17 protein-coding genes are annotated in these 19,059 nt (G+C 41.0%); 12 read left to right on the forward strand and 5 right to left on the reverse strand.

Annotated elements, in window-relative coordinates:
• Positions 1-14 precede the first annotated feature (14 nt).
• On the reverse strand, positions 15-1,091 hold the full coding sequence (locus FHG64_RS04600) for an aldose epimerase family protein (protein WP_246054295.1): 1,077 nt from the start codon (positions 1,089-1,091) through the stop codon (positions 15-17).
• Between the two features lie 113 nt (positions 1,092-1,204).
• On the opposite strand from FHG64_RS04600, the gene FHG64_RS04605 reads away from it, so the two are divergent.
• Positions 1,205-1,465, forward strand: a complete 261-nt coding sequence (locus FHG64_RS04605; protein WP_139065318.1) for a DUF1456 family protein — start codon at positions 1,205-1,207, stop codon at positions 1,463-1,465.
• Between the two features lie 44 nt (positions 1,466-1,509).
• On the opposite strand, the gene FHG64_RS04610 is transcribed toward FHG64_RS04605, so the two are convergent.
• Together FHG64_RS04610 and sucC are read right to left on the reverse strand one after the other, a co-directional pair.
• A complete protein-coding gene (locus FHG64_RS04610) occupies positions 1,510-1,851 on the reverse strand; it encodes a hypothetical protein (protein WP_139065319.1) in 342 nt (113 codons plus the stop codon).
• Between the two features lie 228 nt (positions 1,852-2,079).
• Entirely contained in the window at positions 2,080-3,273 is a 1,194-nt protein-coding gene (gene sucC / locus FHG64_RS04615; protein ID WP_139065320.1) for an ADP-forming succinate--CoA ligase subunit beta, read from the reverse strand.
• Between the two features lie 445 nt (positions 3,274-3,718).
• On the opposite strand from sucC, the gene FHG64_RS04620 reads away from it, so the two are divergent.
• The 4 genes from FHG64_RS04620 (at position 3,719) to FHG64_RS04635 (ending at position 8,292) form a co-directional block, all read left to right on the forward strand.
• Positions 3,719-4,900 (forward strand): MFS transporter, encoded by a 1,182-nt coding sequence (locus FHG64_RS04620; protein ID WP_139065321.1) that lies wholly within the window; start codon positions 3,719-3,721, stop codon positions 4,898-4,900.
• A 136-nt stretch (positions 4,901-5,036) separates the two neighbouring features.
• Complete coding sequence (lysA, locus tag FHG64_RS04625) at positions 5,037-6,257, forward strand: diaminopimelate decarboxylase (protein ID WP_139065322.1); 1,221 nt, start codon at positions 5,037-5,039, stop codon at positions 6,255-6,257.
• A gap of 122 nt (positions 6,258-6,379) precedes the next feature.
• Positions 6,380-6,925 (forward strand): 2'-5' RNA ligase family protein, encoded by a 546-nt coding sequence (locus FHG64_RS04630; RefSeq protein ID WP_139065323.1) that lies wholly within the window; start codon positions 6,380-6,382, stop codon positions 6,923-6,925.
• A gap of 89 nt (positions 6,926-7,014) precedes the next feature.
• Entirely contained in the window at positions 7,015-8,292 is a 1,278-nt protein-coding gene (locus FHG64_RS04635; protein ID WP_139065324.1) for a hypothetical protein, read from the forward strand.
• A 21-nt stretch (positions 8,293-8,313) separates the two neighbouring features.
• Here the strand turns inward: FHG64_RS04635 and FHG64_RS04640 are convergent, their stop codons facing one another.
• A complete protein-coding gene (locus FHG64_RS04640; RefSeq protein ID WP_246054297.1) occupies positions 8,314-8,739 on the reverse strand; it encodes a VOC family protein in 426 nt (141 codons plus the stop codon).
• Between the two features lie 206 nt (positions 8,740-8,945).
• Here FHG64_RS04640 and FHG64_RS04645 point away from each other — a divergent pair, with 206 nt between their 5' ends.
• The 6 genes from FHG64_RS04645 (at position 8,946) to FHG64_RS04670 (ending at position 16,217) form a co-directional block, all read left to right on the forward strand.
• On the forward strand, positions 8,946-9,536 hold the full coding sequence (locus FHG64_RS04645; protein WP_139065326.1) for an NUDIX domain-containing protein: 591 nt from the start codon (positions 8,946-8,948) through the stop codon (positions 9,534-9,536).
• A 179-nt stretch (positions 9,537-9,715) separates the two neighbouring features.
• Complete coding sequence (locus FHG64_RS04650) at positions 9,716-10,939, forward strand: IS4 family transposase (protein ID WP_139065327.1); 1,224 nt, start codon at positions 9,716-9,718, stop codon at positions 10,937-10,939.
• A gap of 200 nt (positions 10,940-11,139) precedes the next feature.
• A complete protein-coding gene (locus FHG64_RS04655; RefSeq protein ID WP_139065328.1) occupies positions 11,140-12,825 on the forward strand; it encodes a formate--tetrahydrofolate ligase in 1,686 nt (561 codons plus the stop codon).
• A 116-nt stretch (positions 12,826-12,941) separates the two neighbouring features.
• Entirely contained in the window at positions 12,942-14,810 is a 1,869-nt protein-coding gene (locus tag FHG64_RS04660) for a TIGR00341 family protein (RefSeq protein ID WP_139065329.1), read from the forward strand.
• 164 nt (positions 14,811-14,974) lie between these two features.
• Positions 14,975-15,250, forward strand: coding sequence for a DUF4242 domain-containing protein (locus FHG64_RS04665; RefSeq protein WP_139065330.1), 276 nt, complete (start codon positions 14,975-14,977; stop codon positions 15,248-15,250).
• A 130-nt stretch (positions 15,251-15,380) separates the two neighbouring features.
• Positions 15,381-16,217 (forward strand): DUF1206 domain-containing protein, encoded by an 837-nt coding sequence (locus FHG64_RS04670; RefSeq protein ID WP_139065331.1) that lies wholly within the window; start codon positions 15,381-15,383, stop codon positions 16,215-16,217.
• Positions 16,218-16,268: 51 nt separating this feature from the next.
• Here FHG64_RS04670 and FHG64_RS04675 read toward each other — a convergent pair whose 3' ends face one another.
• Entirely contained in the window at positions 16,269-18,182 is a 1,914-nt protein-coding gene (locus FHG64_RS04675; RefSeq protein ID WP_139065332.1) for a S9 family peptidase, read from the reverse strand.
• A gap of 345 nt (positions 18,183-18,527) precedes the next feature.
• Between FHG64_RS04675 and FHG64_RS04680 the strand changes: the two genes are divergently transcribed.
• Positions 18,528-19,013 (forward strand): VOC family protein, encoded by a 486-nt coding sequence (locus FHG64_RS04680; RefSeq protein WP_139065333.1) that lies wholly within the window; start codon positions 18,528-18,530, stop codon positions 19,011-19,013.
• Positions 19,014-19,059 lie beyond the last annotated feature (46 nt).

A 19,059-nucleotide genomic window follows, 5' to 3' on the forward strand; every position in this document is an offset into this window, starting at 1 on the left:
TGTAAGCCATACATTTATAAATCATTTTCGCCCAATGTAAATTTAAAAACTGTGCGATTTAAGTACTTTTTACCGGGTTCTAAAATAGAATTTGGAAACGCTTGATGATTGGGTGCATCAGGAAAATTTTGTGCTTCCAGGCAAACAGATGGGAAGTCTACCGGTTTTGTTTTGTATTCCCATAATTGCGGTAAATTTTTCGGAATATAAACCACCACCGCAGGCTGATTGGTGGTAATTTCAAGTCCAATTTGAGTTTGAGGGGCAAAGAGCCTGACTGCAACAGAATTTTGTTTTTTTAACACATAGACATAATCAACCTCCGTCATTCCTATCGGCTTTGATGGGTGGAAGTTCTTTTTATGCGCTCCTAATGACACATATTCTCCGGTTGGCCTTAGTTTGTCATCTACCTGCAGGATTTTTTCCGCCGAAAGAAATAATTCATGATCTGTAATATCATCCCTTCCATTAAGGTTAAAATAGGTGTGGTTGGTAAGATTAACAGGAGTTGCTTTGTCGCTTTTAGCGGTATAATTGATCACAACCTCATTATCATCTGTAAGCGTATAAATCACCATAACTTTAAGTTCTCCCGGATAACCTTCTTCCCCGTCCACAGAAGTATAACTAAAACTAAGAGATTTGTGCGATTGCTCCTCCAGGTTCCATAGCTTATGTTGGAATCCACGATCCCCTCCATGCAGGTGTACCCCATCTTTTTCTGAAAGTTGATACTCCTTCCCTTCCAGTTGGAAAGTACCATTGGAGATCCTCCCGGCATACCGGCCAACGCTCGCGCCAAAACACCTGTTTTCCTCCTCATAGGTTGTGGTAATAAAAGTTTCTGGTTCCTTGGGCCCTACGGCAACATCTATAAGTTTCCCCTTGTGATCTTTAACAAGAAGTTGGAACACAGCAGCTCCAAGATTAAGGATCCTTAGGATCATTCCATTACTGTTCTCTAGTTCATAGATCTTAAGGTCCTTCTTTTGAACCTGCTGTACATTTTGCATATAAAAGATTTTTCCGGCAGAATAAGCTTCATTCCCAATAAGGGCCTGTTTCGCTTTCTTAACAAGGCCTTTCAAAGAAAAGATTTTTTAGCTAAACTTTGGCAGTGACTTTAAAGGTTTTGTCACTACTGCCAGAAAAATTTTCTGCATCCCTCACTCGTTCTTTCAGAAAAGATTAATTTTGTTCTATGGCATTATCAAACAACGACATTTTCAAAAAATTACGAGTCGCTCTTAAATTACGTGACGAGGATATAGTGAACATTTGTGCACTGGTAGATTTTAAGGTCACAAAAAGTGAACTGGGAGCTATCTTCAGGGCAGAGGATCATCCAAAATATATGGAATGCGGGGACCAGTTCCTGCGCAATTTCCTCAATGGCCTTGTGATCCATATGCGGGGACCAATGCCGAAAAAAGGTGAAGTAAAAAAAGAAAAGAAGGAATAAGTAAATTAAATTCATAAAAAATCCCGGCCAGGCCGGGATTTTTTTTAGTCCTTGATCTCCAGTCTCACCGGGAGGGTATACTTTATTCCCGGGCTAAGAGCGGGGTCCTGAATGTGTTTCCCCTGAAGATTCTCCTTCAAAAAATTCCTGACCTCCAGTTCCTTTGAGGAGATAGAATGCAGCACTATTTGCCTTTCTGAATTTAAGGTGAAAACCACTTCTACTTTACACTCATCCTTGATAAGGAAAGAGTAATCTTTTAAAAATTGTTTGATTTCCAGGGAAGCAGGAATAACCTCCTCTGAAATACCGCTCCCAATAGCGGCCGATGCCCCGCTACTCAAAACCATGGCAAGAGCCACTGCAAAAATTTGTAATCGTTTCATAACTGTTCGATTTAATTGATTGATAATTACCTTAAAGACAGATAATTACCAACCTTGTTACAAATGCTCACCAACTTTAACACTTTAACAGGTAAATTCCTGCAGATGATATCCCGCACAATAGAAATTACATTCAATTATTTTTGCTCTACCTATTTACTTTAAAAGGAGTACAAAAAAAACCCGGTGCGGTGCACCGGGGTTTTTAATATACTATGTTGAGAAGCTCTATTTAAGTACTTCCTGCACCTTATCTGCTGCCTCCTGGAATTCTGTTGCACTGTAGAAATCAAATCCACTATTGTCAATGATCTCCTTGGCTATATCTGCATTTGTTCCCTGTAGACGAACAATGATTGGGACCTGTACGGCATCTCCCATATTCTTACAGGCATCAACGATACCCTGTGCTACCCTGTCACATCTTACGATACCTCCAAAAATGTTAATTAGGATCGCTTTCACCTTATCATCCTTCAGGATAAGTCTCAAAGCCTCTTCAACACGTTTAGCATCGGCTGTACCTCCAACATCAAGGAAGTTGGCCGGCTCACCACCTGCCTGCTTGATAAGGTCCATAGTAGCCATTGCAAGTCCTGCCCCGTTTACCATACAACCAACATTTCCATCAAGGTCCACATAGTTAAGTCCAACTTTTTTAGCCTCAACCTCTACAGGATTCTCTTCACGTATATCACGCATCTCTGCATAATCCTTATGACGATAAAGTGCGTTATCATCTAAAGTAACCTTTGCATCTACTGCCATTATTTTATCATCGCTGGTCTTAAGAACAGGATTGATCTCAAATAAAGAAGAATCTGAATTTTCAAATGCTTTATAAAGAGCCATCACAAATTTGGTCATTTCCTTAAAAGCTGTCCCGCTAAGTCCAAGGTTGAAGGCAACTCTTCTTGCCTGGAATCCCATAAGACCAACTGAAGGGTCTATCTCTTCAGTATAAATAAGGTGCGGAGTCTCCTCTGCAACTGTCTCGATATCCATTCCACCTTCAGTAGAATACATGATCATATTTCTTCCTGTAGCACGATTCAAGAGAACAGACATATAATATTCCTCAGGTTCATTGTCCCCGGGATAATAAACATCTTCAGCAACCAATACCTGGTGAACTTTTTTACCTTCAGCAGATGTTTGAGGAGTTACAAGGTTCATCCCAATGATGTTTCCTGCTATCTCTTCAACTTCTTTAAGATTCTTGGCAAGTTTAACCCCACCACCTTTACCACGTCCACCTGCGTGAACCTGGGCTTTGATTACATGCCATCCCGTACCGGTTTGCTCTGTAAGTTCCTTTGCAGCATCTACTGCTTCTTTTGCGTTATGAGCAACAATACCACGCTGGATGCGCACGCCAAAGCTGCTTAAGATTTCTTTTCCTTGATACTCGTGTATGTTCATAATCTGCTTTTTCTTCAGTATTAATTACGGTTAGCAAAAGTAACAAATGTAATAAGATGAACCAATCTTTTTTAAGATTATGATTTTAAAGACATCATCCCTGTTTCAGGCTAAAAAATCCTATCCCGCACTACCTTAAGAAATCTATCAATTATCTATTATCCAATTCAAAAGCCCATTGCAAATGTTAAAAAGTAACAGCAGGATTTTGCGATAATTCTGGTCTATTTTATCTTCAGGAGGTAACAAACCCAGCATTGATAAGGCCTCGCCCCTATAACGTTTTAGTAGTTTTTATCTTAAATTTTATCTACTGCCCTTATTCTGCTGTATTTTTGCCTCTTTGAATTTGGTCGGTGCAGCAGGGTTATGAAATGGAAGGCTAAAAAAGTCCTTGCGAGAAAGCAAATTGCGAATGACACTGCGGGACCATAAAAACTTACATATGAAAAAAGCATTGATAGCTTTGGCGGTTGGAGGCTTTGGAATAGGAATGACAGAGTTTGTAATTATGGGTATTCTTCCCAATGTAGCAAATGATCTTGATATAACCATCCCACAGGCGGGGCATTTTATATCTGCCTATGCTCTTGGGGTGGTGGTTGGCGCTCCATTATTAACAGGTATTGCGGGCCGCTGGCCTGCGCATAAGATACTTATGTGGCTTATGGTTTGGTTTACTGTATTCAATACCCTCTCTGCCTTTGCAAACAGTTACAACACCTTAATGATCGTAAGGTTCCTTTCGGGCTTACCTCACGGTGCCTTTTTTGGAATTGGCGCAGTGGTAGCAGGAAAACTTGCCAAACCAGGCAAGGCGGCCCAGGCTATTGCCATCATGTTCACGGGGCTTACGCTGGCAAATGTACTGGGTGTGCCATTGGGTACTTATTTAGGGCAGCACTTTAGCTGGGGAGCTTCTTTCCTTGCCGTGGGGGTGGTTGGAGTTCTCGCTGTACTTAGCGTAAAGTTCTGGATGCCAGAGCTTCCAAAATCATCTGCCAATGGGTTTAGAAAGGACCTCAAGGTTTTAAAGCGAAGGGAATTATGGATGGTATTTCTTCTTACTACCATTGGGACTGGTGGCTTTTTTGCCTGGTACAGTTATATCGCCCCGCTTATAACAAACGTGGCCGGCCATCCTGAGAGTATTGTGAGCTATGTAATGATCCTTGCCGGGATTGGAATGGTGGCAGGGAATTTCATTGGAGCAAAACTGGCAGAAAAGTTCTCCCCTATTAATGCAGTGATTATTACTCTTATCATTATGGTTATATTACTGGTGAGCAATACCCTGTTCGCCCAGGATAAGATAGTGGTGCTGGTACTTACTTTTCTTATTAGCACCTTTGCGTTTTGCCTTGCCACACCTATTCAAATGGCAATGATCAAAACTGCAAAGGGATCTGAAATGTTGGGCTCCTCCCTTAACCAAAGCGCCTTTAACGTTGGAAATGCCTCAGGAGCCTATTTTGCAGGCCTGCCCATAGCAATGGGGTATGGTATAAGCTCTGCCACCCTGGTTGGTGCTGCTATGGCTGGTGCCGGAGTGTTCATCGCCTTTGGGATCATCGTTATGCGTCATAAAAGGGCGAAAAGAGAGGAACTGGTGATTGCATATGAATAATAAACCCTTGTGAAATAAATTTTCCAGGCGTGCAGGGAGGTCTATTTTATACAATTAATTAGATTGTGTTATATTTTGGCATTCCTAACGGATATTTGGAAATCCTATATATTTTTGCACTTTATAATTTCAAAGCATGAACGAGAAAGACCTTGTTGAAATAGCCCGGGAATTTGGAAGCCCGCTGTACGTGTATGATGCAGAGAAGATAATCTCCCAATATCACCGTCTTAAAAAGGCCTTTGGGCAAATTAAAGATTTACGCATAAACTATGCAGTAAAGGCTAATTCCAATATTTCTATTCTTAAGTTATTAAAAACTCAGGGCTCAGGGCTTGACACGGTTTCGATTCAGGAAGTACGTTTGGGCCTGGAAGCCGGTTTTGAGCCTCAGGAAATTCTCTACACGCCCAACGGGGTTTCCCTGGAAGAGATCGAGGAAGTTTCTTCCCTGGGTGTACCAATTAACATAGATAACCTTTCAATCCTCGAGCAATTTGGGGCAAAACATCCAAAGGTACCGGTCTGTATACGTATAAATCCGCATATATTGGCAGGAGGGAATGCCAAGATATCTGTGGGTCATGTCGATTCTAAATTCGGGATTTCGATTCACCAGATGCCACATCTAATGCGTATTGTGGATAATACAGGAATGAATATCAATGGTATTCATATGCATACCGGAAGTGATATTCTGGATATTGAGGTTTTCCTTAGAGCATCTGAGATTCTTTTTGATGCAGCCAAGAATTTTAAGGATCTTGAGTTCCTTGATTTTGGCAGCGGCTTTAAGGTGCCGTATACCCAGGGTGATATTGAAACAGATATTGAAGAATTAGGAGAAAAGCTCACAAAAAGGTTTATGGATTTCTGCGATGACTATGGTCGTAAATTAACCCTTGTATTTGAACCGGGGAAATTTCTCGTGAGTGAGGCTGGAAAATTCCTTGCAAAGGTGAATGTTATTAAACAGACTACCTCTACGGTATTCGCAGGGGTTGACAGTGGTTTTAACCATCTTATACGTCCTATGTTCTACGGTTCTCACCACGATATTACCAATATTTCAAATCCGGAAGGAAAACCCCGGTTTTACTCTGTTGTAGGTTACATTTGTGAGACAGATACTTTTGCCAACAACCGCAGGATCGCCGAGATCACAGAGGGTGACGTCCTGGCATTCAGCAATGCAGGTGCCTATAGTTTTTCAATGTCCAGCAATTTCAATTCAAGATACAGGCCGGCAGAGGTAATGTGGTACAATGGCAAGGCACACATTATTAGGGAACGTGAAACCTTTGAAGATCTTCTTAAGCATCAGGTTGTTATAGATTTCGACAAAATTGAAGCTTAATTTTCGGGTTTTTAATTAATTTCAAATATTTCTTTTTTTCTGAAGGATTTACCGCTGTTCAAGCCAGTTGGATAGTAAGTAAATTTTCTTTTAATTATCTTAAGCTTTAAACTAAGCTGAAGATGGATCTATATTTCCTTGCCCTTATACCACCGGAGATCATTAAACAGGAGGTAAAGATCCTGAAGGAGGAAATACGCCTGAAGTATGCTGCAAAACATGCACTAAAACTTCCCGCTCATATCACTTTGATACCGCCGTTTAAACTTCAGGAGAAACAGAAAACTTCTCTGTTGGAGACCCTCACGAATTTTACAGCGAGGGAAGAGCCTTTGGAAATTTTTCTCTCGGGTTTTGGCGGTTTTCCTCCCGGTGTTTTGTTTATCGATGTTGAAAATAAAGAGCCAATCATACGGTTCTATGATCGCCTTCAAACTGTGCTGGAGGATATTCCTGGTGCTCTTCAGAAACAAAACAAGCCGCTGCATCCGCACATTACCCTTGCCACCCGCGACCTTAAGGAAGAATTTTACGACAGGGCATGGAATGATCTAAAAGCACGTCAATATAAAATAAGCTTTACTGCAGCCCATCTCTACCTGCTGTGGCATAACGGAAGGTCCTGGGAGGTATATGTCCAATTTCCTTTACAGGAAAAAAAACCCTAAATTTCTATTAAGTCAATGGTCATAAACTACCAAACCCCTACTTTACCTTAGGCTAAAAAGCTTAAATTTAATGTCTAATTCCCGTAGTCATGAAGAGGATCATTTGGCTTGTCATTATACTTCTTATAGTCTTTCTGGGCCTTGTATATCTTTCGGTTTCGGGGCAGAAAGAAGAATTTGATACGGCTGTTATTATAGAACCCGGTGATGTAGATGGCATCGATTTCACACTCCACGATTCTGTTACTGTGGCGGCGAGCTCACTATACAAAGGAAATTTGCTAAAAGAGACCATGCAAGGTAAAAATTACAGGGAAGCCTGGGAAACACCTGTCACCATTCCTGTTGTTTTTCTTGACACCCTTTTTGGCGGCATGACTATAGTAAAAGAAGGCGGAGGCACGCAAACCCATTCCCTTCGAATGGAAGATGCCAGGGGAATCCTTTACAGCCTTAGAAGCATAAATAAGGATCCTCAATCCCACGTCCCGGAATTTGCACGTACGCTAGGGCTCCAAAATATTGTGATAGACGGCATATCTGCCCAACACCCTTATGGCGCAGTTGCAGCTGCAGCACTGGCAGATGTAGCCGGGGTATTGCATACTCATCCACGACCCGTTTTTGTGCCAAAGCAAAAACTCCTTGGAGAATACAATGAAAAATATGGCAACCGTTTGTATTTACTTGAATTCGAAACCGAAGGAGTGGTGAACTGGACTCCATACCAAAATGTAAAGGAGATCCTGGATACAGATGATCTACAGGAATTAAAAGCAGAAGTTGGAGATCGATTAAGCATCGACCGCCACTCCCTGATTCGTGCACGGCTTTTTGACCTTCTTATTGGCGATTGGGACAGACATGCCAAACAATGGGGATGGGTCATACAGGAGGTGGACGGTCAATTAACAGCAATTTCTCTCCCGGGTGACCGCGATAATGCCTTTTTTAAACTTGAAGGAGTTATTCCCACAATCATTTCTCATAGGAGCGTGGAGCCGCTTGTAAGACCCTTTGAAAAAGAAATAGATTATATGCCCGGCCTTGTGTATCCCGTAGATGTTTATTTCCTTAAAAATACTCCGGTGGATATCTATGAGACTGAAGCCGCTTTCCTACAGCAGGCTCTAACAAATGAAAAGATCACTGCAGCACTTAAAATGTGGAATGAGGATTTTTACAGACAGGACGGGAAAGAAATAGCAGCCAAGATAATACAGCGAAGAGAAAACCTTATGGAGTATGCTATGGCCTTTAGAAAAATAGTTGAAGAAAGGGATTGGCTTAAAGAGCCTTTAAAAGGATCTGAAGATATTGATCTACCTCCCGGACTTATCAAATGTTTTGAGTGTCTTGAGCAATAAGTAACTTCTTAATATACGAGCTTATAAGGAGCCGTCATTCACCTCGATCCAATAACCATCGGGATCCTGGAAATAGATCTGTTTCACCCCATCTGGTCTTGTGTTGGTCGTATCTGGTTCTCCTTCCCAATTCTCAAAATGAATATTCCTGGATTTGAGATGCTGCATAAAACCGGGTAGGTCATCCACATTCAAAGCCATATGAAAACCCTTGTGGTGACTTATCTCCTCCTCATTTTCTATAAGATGGATCTGTACCTTGTCATTAAGCTGAAACCAGCGGATATGGTTTCCCAATCCCCCATTCGAAATTTCCGGCAGGCCCAGAACCTCGCTATAGAATTTTGCTGAAGCTTCCAGGTCTTTCACCTGCAGAGCATCATGATCCTTATTGATGCTAAAGTTGGACTGGGCATTACCGAAGGATGAAAATAATATGATAGCCATAGCTGTAAAAATTTGATTCCCGGTTTTCATAAGTATTAAAGGATTAAAAATGGATGAACTTAAAGATAATAAAATTTCGGCTCTCAAATCATAAAGCAATTTCAGGTATTTCTAAAAGGGGCTTTAATTCTTTGCTAAAGATTTAATAAAGCGTCCTCAGGAATTATCAGGATTTGATACTTTACATCTGCATAAAAAAAACGACTTTGAAAGATAACATAAAGGTAAAGGAAACGGCAGTTCTCTCAAGCAACTGGGGTATTCTAAACGAGATAACTTTTGAAATAAGAACCAGGAATGGACGCTGGGAAAAACAGGTAAGGGAAAGTTATGATACCGGGGATGGGGCTACAGTTCTATTATATAATAAAACCACAGGTAAAGTGATCCTCACCCGGCAATTCCGCCTGCCAACGTACTTGAATTGTAATCCCGGAGGAATTTTAACAGAAGCCTGTGCCGGCCTGTTGGAACAGGATTCGCCGGAGGAGTGTGTGATAAAAGAAGCCAGGGAAGAAACCGGGTACAGTATCTCCAACCCTCAAAAGGTATTTGAAGCCTATATGTCCCCGGGCTCTGTCACAGAGATCATGCATTTCTTCATAGCTGAATACAGCAAAGACCAGAAAGTAGGTGAAGGAGGCGGCCTGGAGGAAGAGCAGGAAGATATCGAGGTTGTGGAACTAGATTTTAAAGAAGCCTGGAACAGGGTAGAAACAGGAAAATTAAAAGATGCTAAAACCATCATGCTTCTGCAGCATTTAAAACTCAAAAAAATCCTTCAGGATTTTCATTGAGCTGGTAATTTTCTTCCACTTAGGAAGTTGGTCCGGGAATATGATTACTTCAAAATCTGGAACCAGAATTCACTGGCGTCCGGTAAACCAAATTAAATCCTACCTTAATACCATGAAAAAAGGGAGTCCTCGTTTTCGACCACAGACTCCCTTTAAAGGTTCCACTTAAAGCGGACATTATGGACAAAATTACAAGAAATTCTGGAATGCCGGTTCTCGGACAGCTGTTATCTTTTATTCCCCGAAGCAATTTTAACCGTTTAGTTGGCCAATTAGGTACAGATCGCTATACCAAACGATTTACATCCTGGGATCACCTGGTCTGTATGTTGTTTGCGGTTATTGAGAATGTTGGCGGATTACGTGAGTTATGCTCTGGTTTAGCAGCACATAATCAAAGTTTAAAACATTTAGGAATGAGTTCTATGCCATGCAGAAGCACCGTGAGTGATGCTAATATGCGCCGGTGTTCTGAGTTGTTTGAAAAAACCTTTTTAAGCATTTATAAACAGCATTATCGTTTTTTCTCGGACAGCAGTATACCTAAAAATGAAAAATGGCTCTCCAGGCTGTTTTTGGTTGACTCTACCACTGTTACGTTATTCAAGAATATAATGAAGGCCTGTGGTAATGCTATGGCCAACGGGAGGCGTAAGGGAGGAGTTAAAATACATACTGGAATGTGGCTAAAAGAACAGGTTCCTTCCTTAATAATGATTACTAAGGCAGCGGAAAATGATAAAAATTTTATGCCCCGATTTAAAAAACTTCCTGCACAGACCATTGTAGTTTTTGATAAGGCATACTTAAATTTTGGTTTATTTATTCATTGGAGTAAAAACGATGTCAGTTTTGTAAGCCGACTGCACAAAAGATGCAAAGTAACTTGGGGGAATTATAACCTCTTAACTAAGGAGGACGAACAATATGACATATTGGAAGACTGTAGAGCAGAATTAGGGCATAGCCAACAAAAACAAAAAGTAAAATGCCGCATAATAAAATTTTATGATAATAAAGATCAACGGGAAATTGAATTTATTACCAATGATATGCAGCTGCCTGCTTGCATAATTGCAGAAATATACAAGCAGCGATGGCAAATTGAGCTTTTATTTAAAAGGCTCAAGCAAAACCTCAAGATCACCAGCTTTATTGGCGATAATGAGAATGCAATACGTATTCAAATCTGGTGTGCGCTTATAGCAGATTTACTTGTCCAAATAGCTCGAAAAGGGTCTCGACGTTGCAGATTATCTTATTCGGTGATTTGCGGGCTATTTAGACTTCATTTAATGAATTATGTAAGAGTTACAGACTTACTTTTAAAATCAGCAGATCCTAACATTTATCCTAAAAATATACAGCTTGCACCTAACCTTTTTGATATAGGACCCCCATAGATTGAAAATCAAAATCGAAGTGATGTAGAATCAAGGTTTATTAAGATTAAAACAAGAAATACTATTTTTACCGGACGCCAGTGAACCAGAATTTTAGAAATAGTAGGGATATCCTCTTATAAATTACCTAAATCCTGATCTTTATCACTTTTTATTTTAAGTGTATCCTGTACTTTTAACCTATCAAACAATAAGCTGATATGGAAACACTTAAAGTACCGAATGACCTGGAAATTGCCAGGGATGTAGAACTAAAAAATATTACCGCAATAGCTGAAAAGCTTGGCCTGAACCCCGATGATATTGAAATGTACGGTAAGTATAAGGCAAAACTCCCGCTTGATATCATTGATGAAGAAAAAGTATCGCAGGGGAATCTTATTTTGGTGAGTGCAATCTCCCCTACTCCCGCGGGTGAGGGAAAAACAACCGTTTCCATCGGTTTGTCTGAAGCTCTAAACAGGATAGGTAAAAAAACAACAGTAGTGATAAGAGAGCCTTCTCTTGGTCCTGTTTTTGGAATAAAAGGTGGTGCTACCGGTGGTGGCTTCTCACAAGTATTACCAATGGAAGATATAAATCTCCATTTCACCGGGGATTTTTCAGCAATAGAAAAAGCCAACAACCTTCTTGCTGCCCTTATTGATAACAACCTGCAAAGCCGGGTCAATAACCTGGGAATAGATCCCCGCACAGTTTCTTTAAAACGGGTGATGGATATGAATGACCGTGCCCTAAGGGATATCACCATTGGACTTGGAGGAACAAACAATGGAGTACCACGTGAGAGTGGCTTTGACATTACCGCTGCTTCTGAAATTATGGCTATTTCATGTCTTGCTGAAGATATGGATGACCTAAAGAAACGCCTGGGAAATATTTTCGTGGGATTCACCTTTGATAAAAAACCTGTGTATGCCCGTCATTTAAAAGCTGAAGGTGCCATGGCAACCTTGCTCAAAGATGCTATAAAGCCAAACCTGGTACAAACAATAGAAGGTAATCCTGCCATAGTTCACTTAGGGCCGTTTGCCAATATTGCACAGGGTACCAACTCTGTCCTTGCTACGAAAATGGGAATGACCCTAAGCGACTATACCGTCACAGAAGCCGGATTCGGATTTGATCTGGGTGCAGAAAAATTCCTTAATATTAAATGCCAGAGCGCAGGACTTTCTCCAAAGGCAGTTGTTTTAACTGCAACCATTAGAGCGCTTAAATATCATGGAGGGGCAGCTTTAAATTCCCTAACTATTCCTAATACAGAAGCACTTCGAAAAGGGTTGCCTAACCTGGAGAAACATTTGGAGAACGCATTGCAGTTCCACATTACACCTGTAATTGCTATTAACCTTTTCGCATCAGATTCCTTTGAAGAGATCGAGATCATCAAGGAATTTGCTGAAGCTAAAGGGGTAAGGGTAGCTGTGGCCGATGTTTGGGCCAACGGCGGTTATGGCGCCATAGAACTTGCCGAGAAAGTCGTGGAGATCGTGGAGGAGGGATCATCCTCTTTCAAACCTCTTTACAGCTGGGATATGCCCGTAGTTTCCAAAATAGATACTATAGCCAAAAAAATCTACGGTGCAGTAAATGTGGAATTCTCTGCAAAGGCTAAAAAAGACCTGAAGACTATTGCATCGCTTGGACTTGAAAAACTCCCTGTTTGTATTGCAAAGACGCAAAAATCATTATCAGATGATCCTGGGCTCTTGGGCCGGCCCAGAGATTTCACCATCACAGTACGGGAAATTGAAATTGCGGCAGGTGCCGGCTTCCTTATCCCCATTACAGGAGAAATGATGCGCATGCCCGGGTTACCGGCCCATCCGGCATCAGAGAACATAAACATTGATAATGAAGGGATCATAACCGGCCTTATTTAGCAGAATGTTCGGTAGTCTCATCCCAAAAATTGATTTACGTATGTCAACCTAAGGTTAAAACTGCAGGCAGGGAGGGTAAATATAGTATCTTGCACCAAACAATTTCAAGTACCTTTATGTATTATATTCTACATCATCCAGAAGATCTAGAAAAAGTAGAAAATAATGTTCTCCCCCTGCTTGCAAATTTTAATTCAACGCTAGTCGAATTTCCAATAGTAAAAGAATTTTCGCCAGAGGAGGACGCAACCTTTATCACTTATCTCGATGATGAATTCCTTAGACAATTCCTTGTTTTGGCGGCTAAGGAAAACTGGCCTGTTGGGGTTCTACCTCATCCGGGGAACAAATACACCATCAAAGGCCTGGGAATTTCGGGTAACCTCGAAGAGGCTGTCACCGAGGTCCTCGAAAGTAAAGAGACCCACAATCTCGATATATTACGCTGTAATGGCACACCGGTATTTCAATCTGTAAATATTGGAGATGTATTTGCACTTCAGGAAGATAATGTAAATAACAATTTTACAGGGGAAGTTCTTACCTTTCTGCGCAATATTAGAAAACTACCCTCTTTAACCCACAAATCATTTTTATTATCTGCAGAAGGTGAAAAGGTCATTCACACTTCTGCCCTGGGGCTTATTATCGTAGAACACCCTTTGAGCTCAGTAGTCTCAAAAAGGCTCATTTCTAAAAGTGCTATGAATGATGGGATGTTCCACGTACTTATACTTTCCCCGCAAAACATCTTTGAATTGCTGTGGTTTCTTTTAAGAAGTTTGATACCAAACGGTAAGACAATGACTGTTTTGCCTTCTTTCATAGGCCAACTCAAAACATCGCAGCTCAAGATTGAGGACAAACAGGAAATAGATTATACGGTAGATGGTATACCACAGAAAGCCCAGGAGATCGTGTTGGAAATTGAGCACGAGGCACTTATCTTAAAACAAGCCAGTATATATACTACTAAAACAGAAGGAGCAGATGTAAAGAAGAGTTTTAAGACCGGCAGGTTACCAACAGGACAAAAAAGGGATGAATTAACCAAGAGAAAGCTTCCATTTTTACCCCGTGCTACGACTGAGGAGTTTGAAGACCTTTTCAAGGTTTTAAAAGAAAATTCAAATCTAAGTGCACCATACATTATAATGATGGTGCTTTCTACCCTTATTGCCACTTTTGGACTCTTTGCAAATTCTTCTCCTGTGATCATTGGTGCTATGATCCTCGCACCCATTATTACGCCTATTGTGGCATTTTCCATGGGAATGGTACGTTATGATATAAGAATGTTGAAGACGGGAATTACCACGATTTTGGTTGGTACAATTGTAAGTTTATTATTTGCGGCAGGCGTTACCCTAATGATACCGCTTAAGCTGCTTACCTCAGAGATAGATGCCAGGCTTTCGCCCACCCTTCTTGATATGGGAATTGCGGTAGCCTCCGGGGTTGCAGCAGCCTATGCACATGCAGAGGAGGGCATTGCGAAAAGTTTAGCGGGTGTTGCCATTGCGGTTGCACTGGTGCCACCACTGGCAGTTGCGGGTATTGGAATTGGCTGGTGGGACTGGGAGGTCTTTTCTGGTGCATTCCTGCTCTACCTTACTAACCTTGCAGGTATTATTATGTTTGCAGGAATCACCTTTCTCATATTAGGCTTCGCCCCCTTTAGGAGGGCAAAAATGGGTCTTATTTATACCCTGGTTATTATAATCCTTGTAATGGTACCTCTTTCCCTCTCGTTTGAAAGAATTACCCAGGAAGCCAGGATAACCCGCCAGCTGGAAGGAAGCCAGATCGAACAGGTATTTTTAAAAGATGTAAAGGTAAGATTCGGCAAAAGGCTTGTTGTATCGCTGAGATTGGTGAGTACAGATGCCATCGAGCCAGAAGATATGCAAACCATTAAAACCAGGATTGAAGAAAAGATAGGGCAGCCAATTACCCTGGAAGTAGTGTCTGCAATGGAATTTTAATGACAGGTTAAAGTTCGGCTGTTTTAAAATGGGTTAAATCCCCTAGTTTCATTTCAATTGGCTTCTACATTTTGAATCTTAAAATAAGGTATCTTTCTTCCTCCAACAGGTACTCACTCCGGCAAAAAAATAGTTGCCGGGATTTACCGTAATATTTGCCAAAAATGCCAAAATTCATTATCGAAAGGGATATTCCCGGAGCCGGGAGGTTATCTAATGAGGAACTAAAAAATATCTCTAAAAATTCCTGTGAGGTCCTTCATAACCTTGGACCTACTATAAATTGGGTGCACAGTTATATTACCGGGAACAAGGTATATTGTATCTACAGTGCGCCAAGTGAATTAATGATCCTCGAACATGCAAGAAGAGCAGGACTCCCGGCCGGATCTGTAAACAAGGTTTTATCTATTATTGATCCCATAACTGCTGAAGATTAGCGCCTCCCCCTCCATCTTTATTCCTTTTTTTTGGTATTTTTAGAAGGTGCAGGTGAATGAGATCTCAATGGAAGGTTTGCATTATAATTAACTGCCGGGGATAAAATTGAACCAGAAGCATCTCTAAAATATGGGTAAGAACAAGGAGAAGACGTTTTTTATTCACTACCTGCCTATTTACGGAAGCTTTTCTACAGGACTTATTTATGGGGCCATTGGGGTAATAGCCATACTTTCCTTTTTAAGATTAAAGGATGGCGGGGCAGATGAGAGCAGCCTTATGGCTTACCTTAACGACTACCTGTTAGGCAAGATCCTCATAGGAATAATTCTAATGGGAACACTTAGCTATATCATCTGGCGAATATATGAGAGCTACAAAGATCCTTACAACTACGGGAGTAATTGGAAAGGTATAATGAGAAGGACCGGCATTGGCCTTAGCTCCATTGCCGATGTGCTTATAGCCTATTCTGCCATTGTCATTCTTATTGGCAACAGTAATGTAAGAGAAGACGGAGTTCCTGCAGAGGAACGTGAAATGGTGGGAAGTATGTTGAGTGAGAATTGGGGAGACTGGGTGGTGGTTAGTATTGGGGTGATCATTATCCTTACCGCCCTGGTACAATTCTTTTACGGGATTACCCGTGGTTATAAAGAGAGGCTGTCTATAAAACATTTCAACGGTAAATTAAAGATGCTTATAAATATCCTTGCCTGGGCAGGATATTTTGCCAGAGGCTTCATAATTGGAATTATAGGCTTCTTCTTTATAAAGGCCGGCATTCTGGAAAATCCAAATTACATTGTAAATACAGATAAAGCCTTTAATTTTATAGGAGAGAATATAGGGCACTTTTTCTTTATCCTGGTCGCCGTGGGAACTATATGTTATGGCGCATTTATGTTCTTTTTAGGCTATACATATAACATTGAAGATCGTGACAACCCCCTAATCTCCACATAAAAAAACTGCCCCCAAAAGAGGGAGCAGCTGTTATTTATCTAAAGAGGAACATTAGGTTTTGATTTCCTTTACCTCTTCCGGTTTATTCTTTAAATATTTATTGAGGAATTCAAGGGTTTTCTCATAGGCCTCGATCTGGTTTTCCTTTTTAACGAATCCATGGCCTTCATCCTCAAACAATACATATTCAACGGGAACACCATTCTTTCTTACACTTTCAACGATCTCGTCACTTTCTACCTGCAGCACCCTGGGATCCTGTGCTCCCTGTAACACCAGTAAAGGTTTAGTGACATTTTCTGTGTGAAAAAGTGGAGAAATTTGCTTAAGCCTTATACTATCCTGTGTATTGGGATCTCCCATTTCAAGGTAAAGGGCATCCTTAAATGATTCCCACCAGGGCGGGATGCTTTGAAGGGTTCTCATCCAGTTCGTAACTCCGAAAATATTAACACCCACGTCAAATTCTTCAGGCGTAAAAGTCAAAGCAGCCATGGTCATGAATCCGCCATAAGAACCGCCGATGATCCCGATTTTATCTGGATCAATTTCGGGTTGTTCGGCAAGCCAGTTCTTTCCTTCAACACAATCCTGTAGGTCCTTTTCCCCATGGTTTTGATCATCCATTTGAAAGAAGGTTTTGCCATAGCCACTACTGCCACGATTATTAACGGCCAGCACGGCATAGCCATGATTTACAAGATATTGTATAAAGGCACTAAAGTTTTGCCTTGATTGCCCGCCGGGACCGCCGTGTACCCATACCAGTGCCGGGACCTTGCTATCCTCTGTAGCATTATGAGGTTTATAATATATAGCCGGGATCTCCACCCCATCAAATGAATCATATCTTATGACCTCTGCCGTAACCAGGTCCTCCTTCTCTATCTCTTTATTAAGGACATTTGTAAGTTTAACAATATCCCCGGTCTCCATATTGTAGGGGTAAAGATTTGTAGGGGTATGAGAACCGCCGACATTAAGGATCGCCATTTTTTCATCTCTGGAAATACTTACCCCTGTTATGAAAGCATTTTCAAATTCAGGAAATTTAATTTCTTCTCCGGTTCTTGTATTGATAACTTCTACGCCATTGGCTGCATCCTCATTGATATATACAACCCTATAAGTGCCATTTTCACTTAATCCCATTCCCATGATATCCCAATCCCGTTCCAGGACTTTTTCTGAAGTGGCATTCTCTATATCATATCTCATAAGGTATGAGAATTCCCCATCAACATCTGTAGTATAATAAAAATACTCATTGTCCATAGAAAATTCCTGTGGGGAATTTCCGCTTTGGGTTGTATTGATTTGAGTATAAGATTCTTCTTCTGTGTCATACAGGAACAGGTTTGAATCATTTGTATTAATAGATTTCGCGAATGCGATATACCTTCCATTTGGAGATACTCCTCCAAAATCAAAAGCTTCATCATTCTCATATAAAAGCTTAGGTGCAAATGTTTCCACATCCATGACATAAACATCTGTATAACGGGAATCGCGCTCATTACTTCCGTAATAGAATGCTGTTCCATCCTTTTTCCAGCCATAAAATAAAGCCCGGGCATTTTCAGCAGGTGTTAACCGTTTTATGCTGTCACCCTCTTTCAAGAATATCTTATATACCTCATCGCCATTATCATCCATTCTAAAAAGTATTCTCTCGTCATTAGGAAAATAGGAAATAGCATAAACCGAAGAGGAATCACTGGTGGTAACAGGAGAAAATTCCCCACCCGCGGTTGGCACTGTATACATATTCAAAATTCCAGACCTGTTACTGGTAACCAGTAATTTGGAATTATCTGGAGAAAAACTGCCCCCGTAGACCGCCTCATTATCCATGAATTGCTCAATAGAATAAGTGGCTACTTCCCGTTTCTCTACTTCTTTTGGTTCCTCCTTGCAGGAAACCAGGAACAGAAGCATCGCACCTAAGAAAATTAATTTTTTCATATTTGTAGCTGTTGATTAATAGTATGCAAAGTGGTTAAAATTAAGCTTTTTTACAGTTCAAAAACATTTTTCTCAAAGAACTTCTTAGTCCTCATTAATTTTCTTATTAATCTTGCATTCCCTTTAACTTCAGCGATGTGTCATAGCTTGAGTTCCTGAGAAGAAATAACCCTCAATAAACGCTCTGAAGGCAGTTGTCTTTTCACGGAATGACCTTTTGCCGGCACCAGGAAAGAGCTGCTTATGATTATTAAAAAGTTAAAAGAATGGACAGGGGATCAACGATTTATTTTTTAATCCTTATTTTTAAATAACCGCTCCAAGGTTTAGCATAGTAATTATACAATGGACGCATATTCAATCCCTAAAAATACCCGCATTGGACATATCCACTTAAAGGTTTCCAACCTTGACCGAGCCCTTGAATTTTACCGGGACCTGCTGGGTTTTGAGGTCACCCAAAGTTATGGTGACCAGGCGGTTTTTTTATCGGCAGGAGGTTACCATCATCATATAGGCCTCAACACATGGAACAGCAAGGATTCTCCTCCTGCCCCTAAAACCGGCGTTGGATTGTTTCACACAGCTATTTTATATCAGGAAAGAAAAGAGCTTGCAGAAATTCTTGACCGTCTGCAGAAAGCAGATTATCCACTTACTGGAGCTGCAGACCATGGGGTTAGTGAAGCAATATATCTTGACGACCCAGATGGTAATGGTGTAGAGCTCTATTGGGATCGCCCAAGCCAGGAGTGGCCCAGGGATCCGGAAGGTAAGATCAAAATGTACACCCGCCCCCTTGACCTGAAAAGCCTACTTGCAGAATTATAAAGAGGGAATTAATAGAACTTCACATGAAAAGACTCATAAAAAAGCT

Source organism: Antarcticibacterium flavum (assembly GCF_006159205.1).
GTDB lineage: Bacteria > Bacteroidota > Bacteroidia > Flavobacteriales > Flavobacteriaceae > Gillisia > Gillisia flava.

What these genes read in the sequence shown, in the direction of transcription:
- FHG64_RS04650 (WP_139065327.1), top strand. Translation starts at nt 9,716, where the DNA reads ATGGACAAAATTACAAGAAATTCTGGAATGCCGGTTCTCGGACAGCTG.
- FHG64_RS04635 (WP_139065324.1), top strand. Translation starts at nt 7,015, where the DNA reads ATGAAGAGGATCATTTGGCTTGTCATTATACTTCTTATAGTCTTTCTG.
- FHG64_RS04605 (WP_139065318.1), top strand. Translation starts at nt 1,205, where the DNA reads ATGGCATTATCAAACAACGACATTTTCAAAAAATTACGAGTCGCTCTT.
- FHG64_RS04630 (WP_139065323.1), top strand. Translation starts at nt 6,380, where the DNA reads ATGGATCTATATTTCCTTGCCCTTATACCACCGGAGATCATTAAACAG.
- FHG64_RS04610 (WP_139065319.1), bottom strand. Translation starts at nt 1,851, where the DNA reads ATGAAACGATTACAAATTTTTGCAGTGGCTCTTGCCATGGTTTTGAGT.
- FHG64_RS04670 (WP_139065331.1), top strand. Translation starts at nt 15,381, where the DNA reads ATGGGTAAGAACAAGGAGAAGACGTTTTTTATTCACTACCTGCCTATT.
- lysA (WP_139065322.1), top strand. Translation starts at nt 5,037, where the DNA reads ATGAACGAGAAAGACCTTGTTGAAATAGCCCGGGAATTTGGAAGCCCG.
- FHG64_RS04675 (WP_139065332.1), bottom strand. Translation starts at nt 18,182, where the DNA reads ATGAAAAAATTAATTTTCTTAGGTGCGATGCTTCTGTTCCTGGTTTCC.
- FHG64_RS04655 (WP_139065328.1), top strand. Translation starts at nt 11,140, where the DNA reads ATGGAAACACTTAAAGTACCGAATGACCTGGAAATTGCCAGGGATGTA.
- FHG64_RS04665 (WP_139065330.1), top strand. Translation starts at nt 14,975, where the DNA reads ATGCCAAAATTCATTATCGAAAGGGATATTCCCGGAGCCGGGAGGTTA.
- FHG64_RS04660 (WP_139065329.1), top strand. Translation starts at nt 12,942, where the DNA reads ATGTATTATATTCTACATCATCCAGAAGATCTAGAAAAAGTAGAAAAT.
- FHG64_RS04640 (WP_246054297.1), bottom strand. Translation starts at nt 8,739, where the DNA reads ATGGCTATCATATTATTTTCATCCTTCGGTAATGCCCAGTCCAACTTT.
- sucC (WP_139065320.1), bottom strand. Translation starts at nt 3,273, where the DNA reads ATGAACATACACGAGTATCAAGGAAAAGAAATCTTAAGCAGCTTTGGC.
- FHG64_RS04620 (WP_139065321.1), top strand. Translation starts at nt 3,719, where the DNA reads ATGAAAAAAGCATTGATAGCTTTGGCGGTTGGAGGCTTTGGAATAGGA.
- FHG64_RS04680 (WP_139065333.1), top strand. Translation starts at nt 18,528, where the DNA reads ATGGACGCATATTCAATCCCTAAAAATACCCGCATTGGACATATCCAC.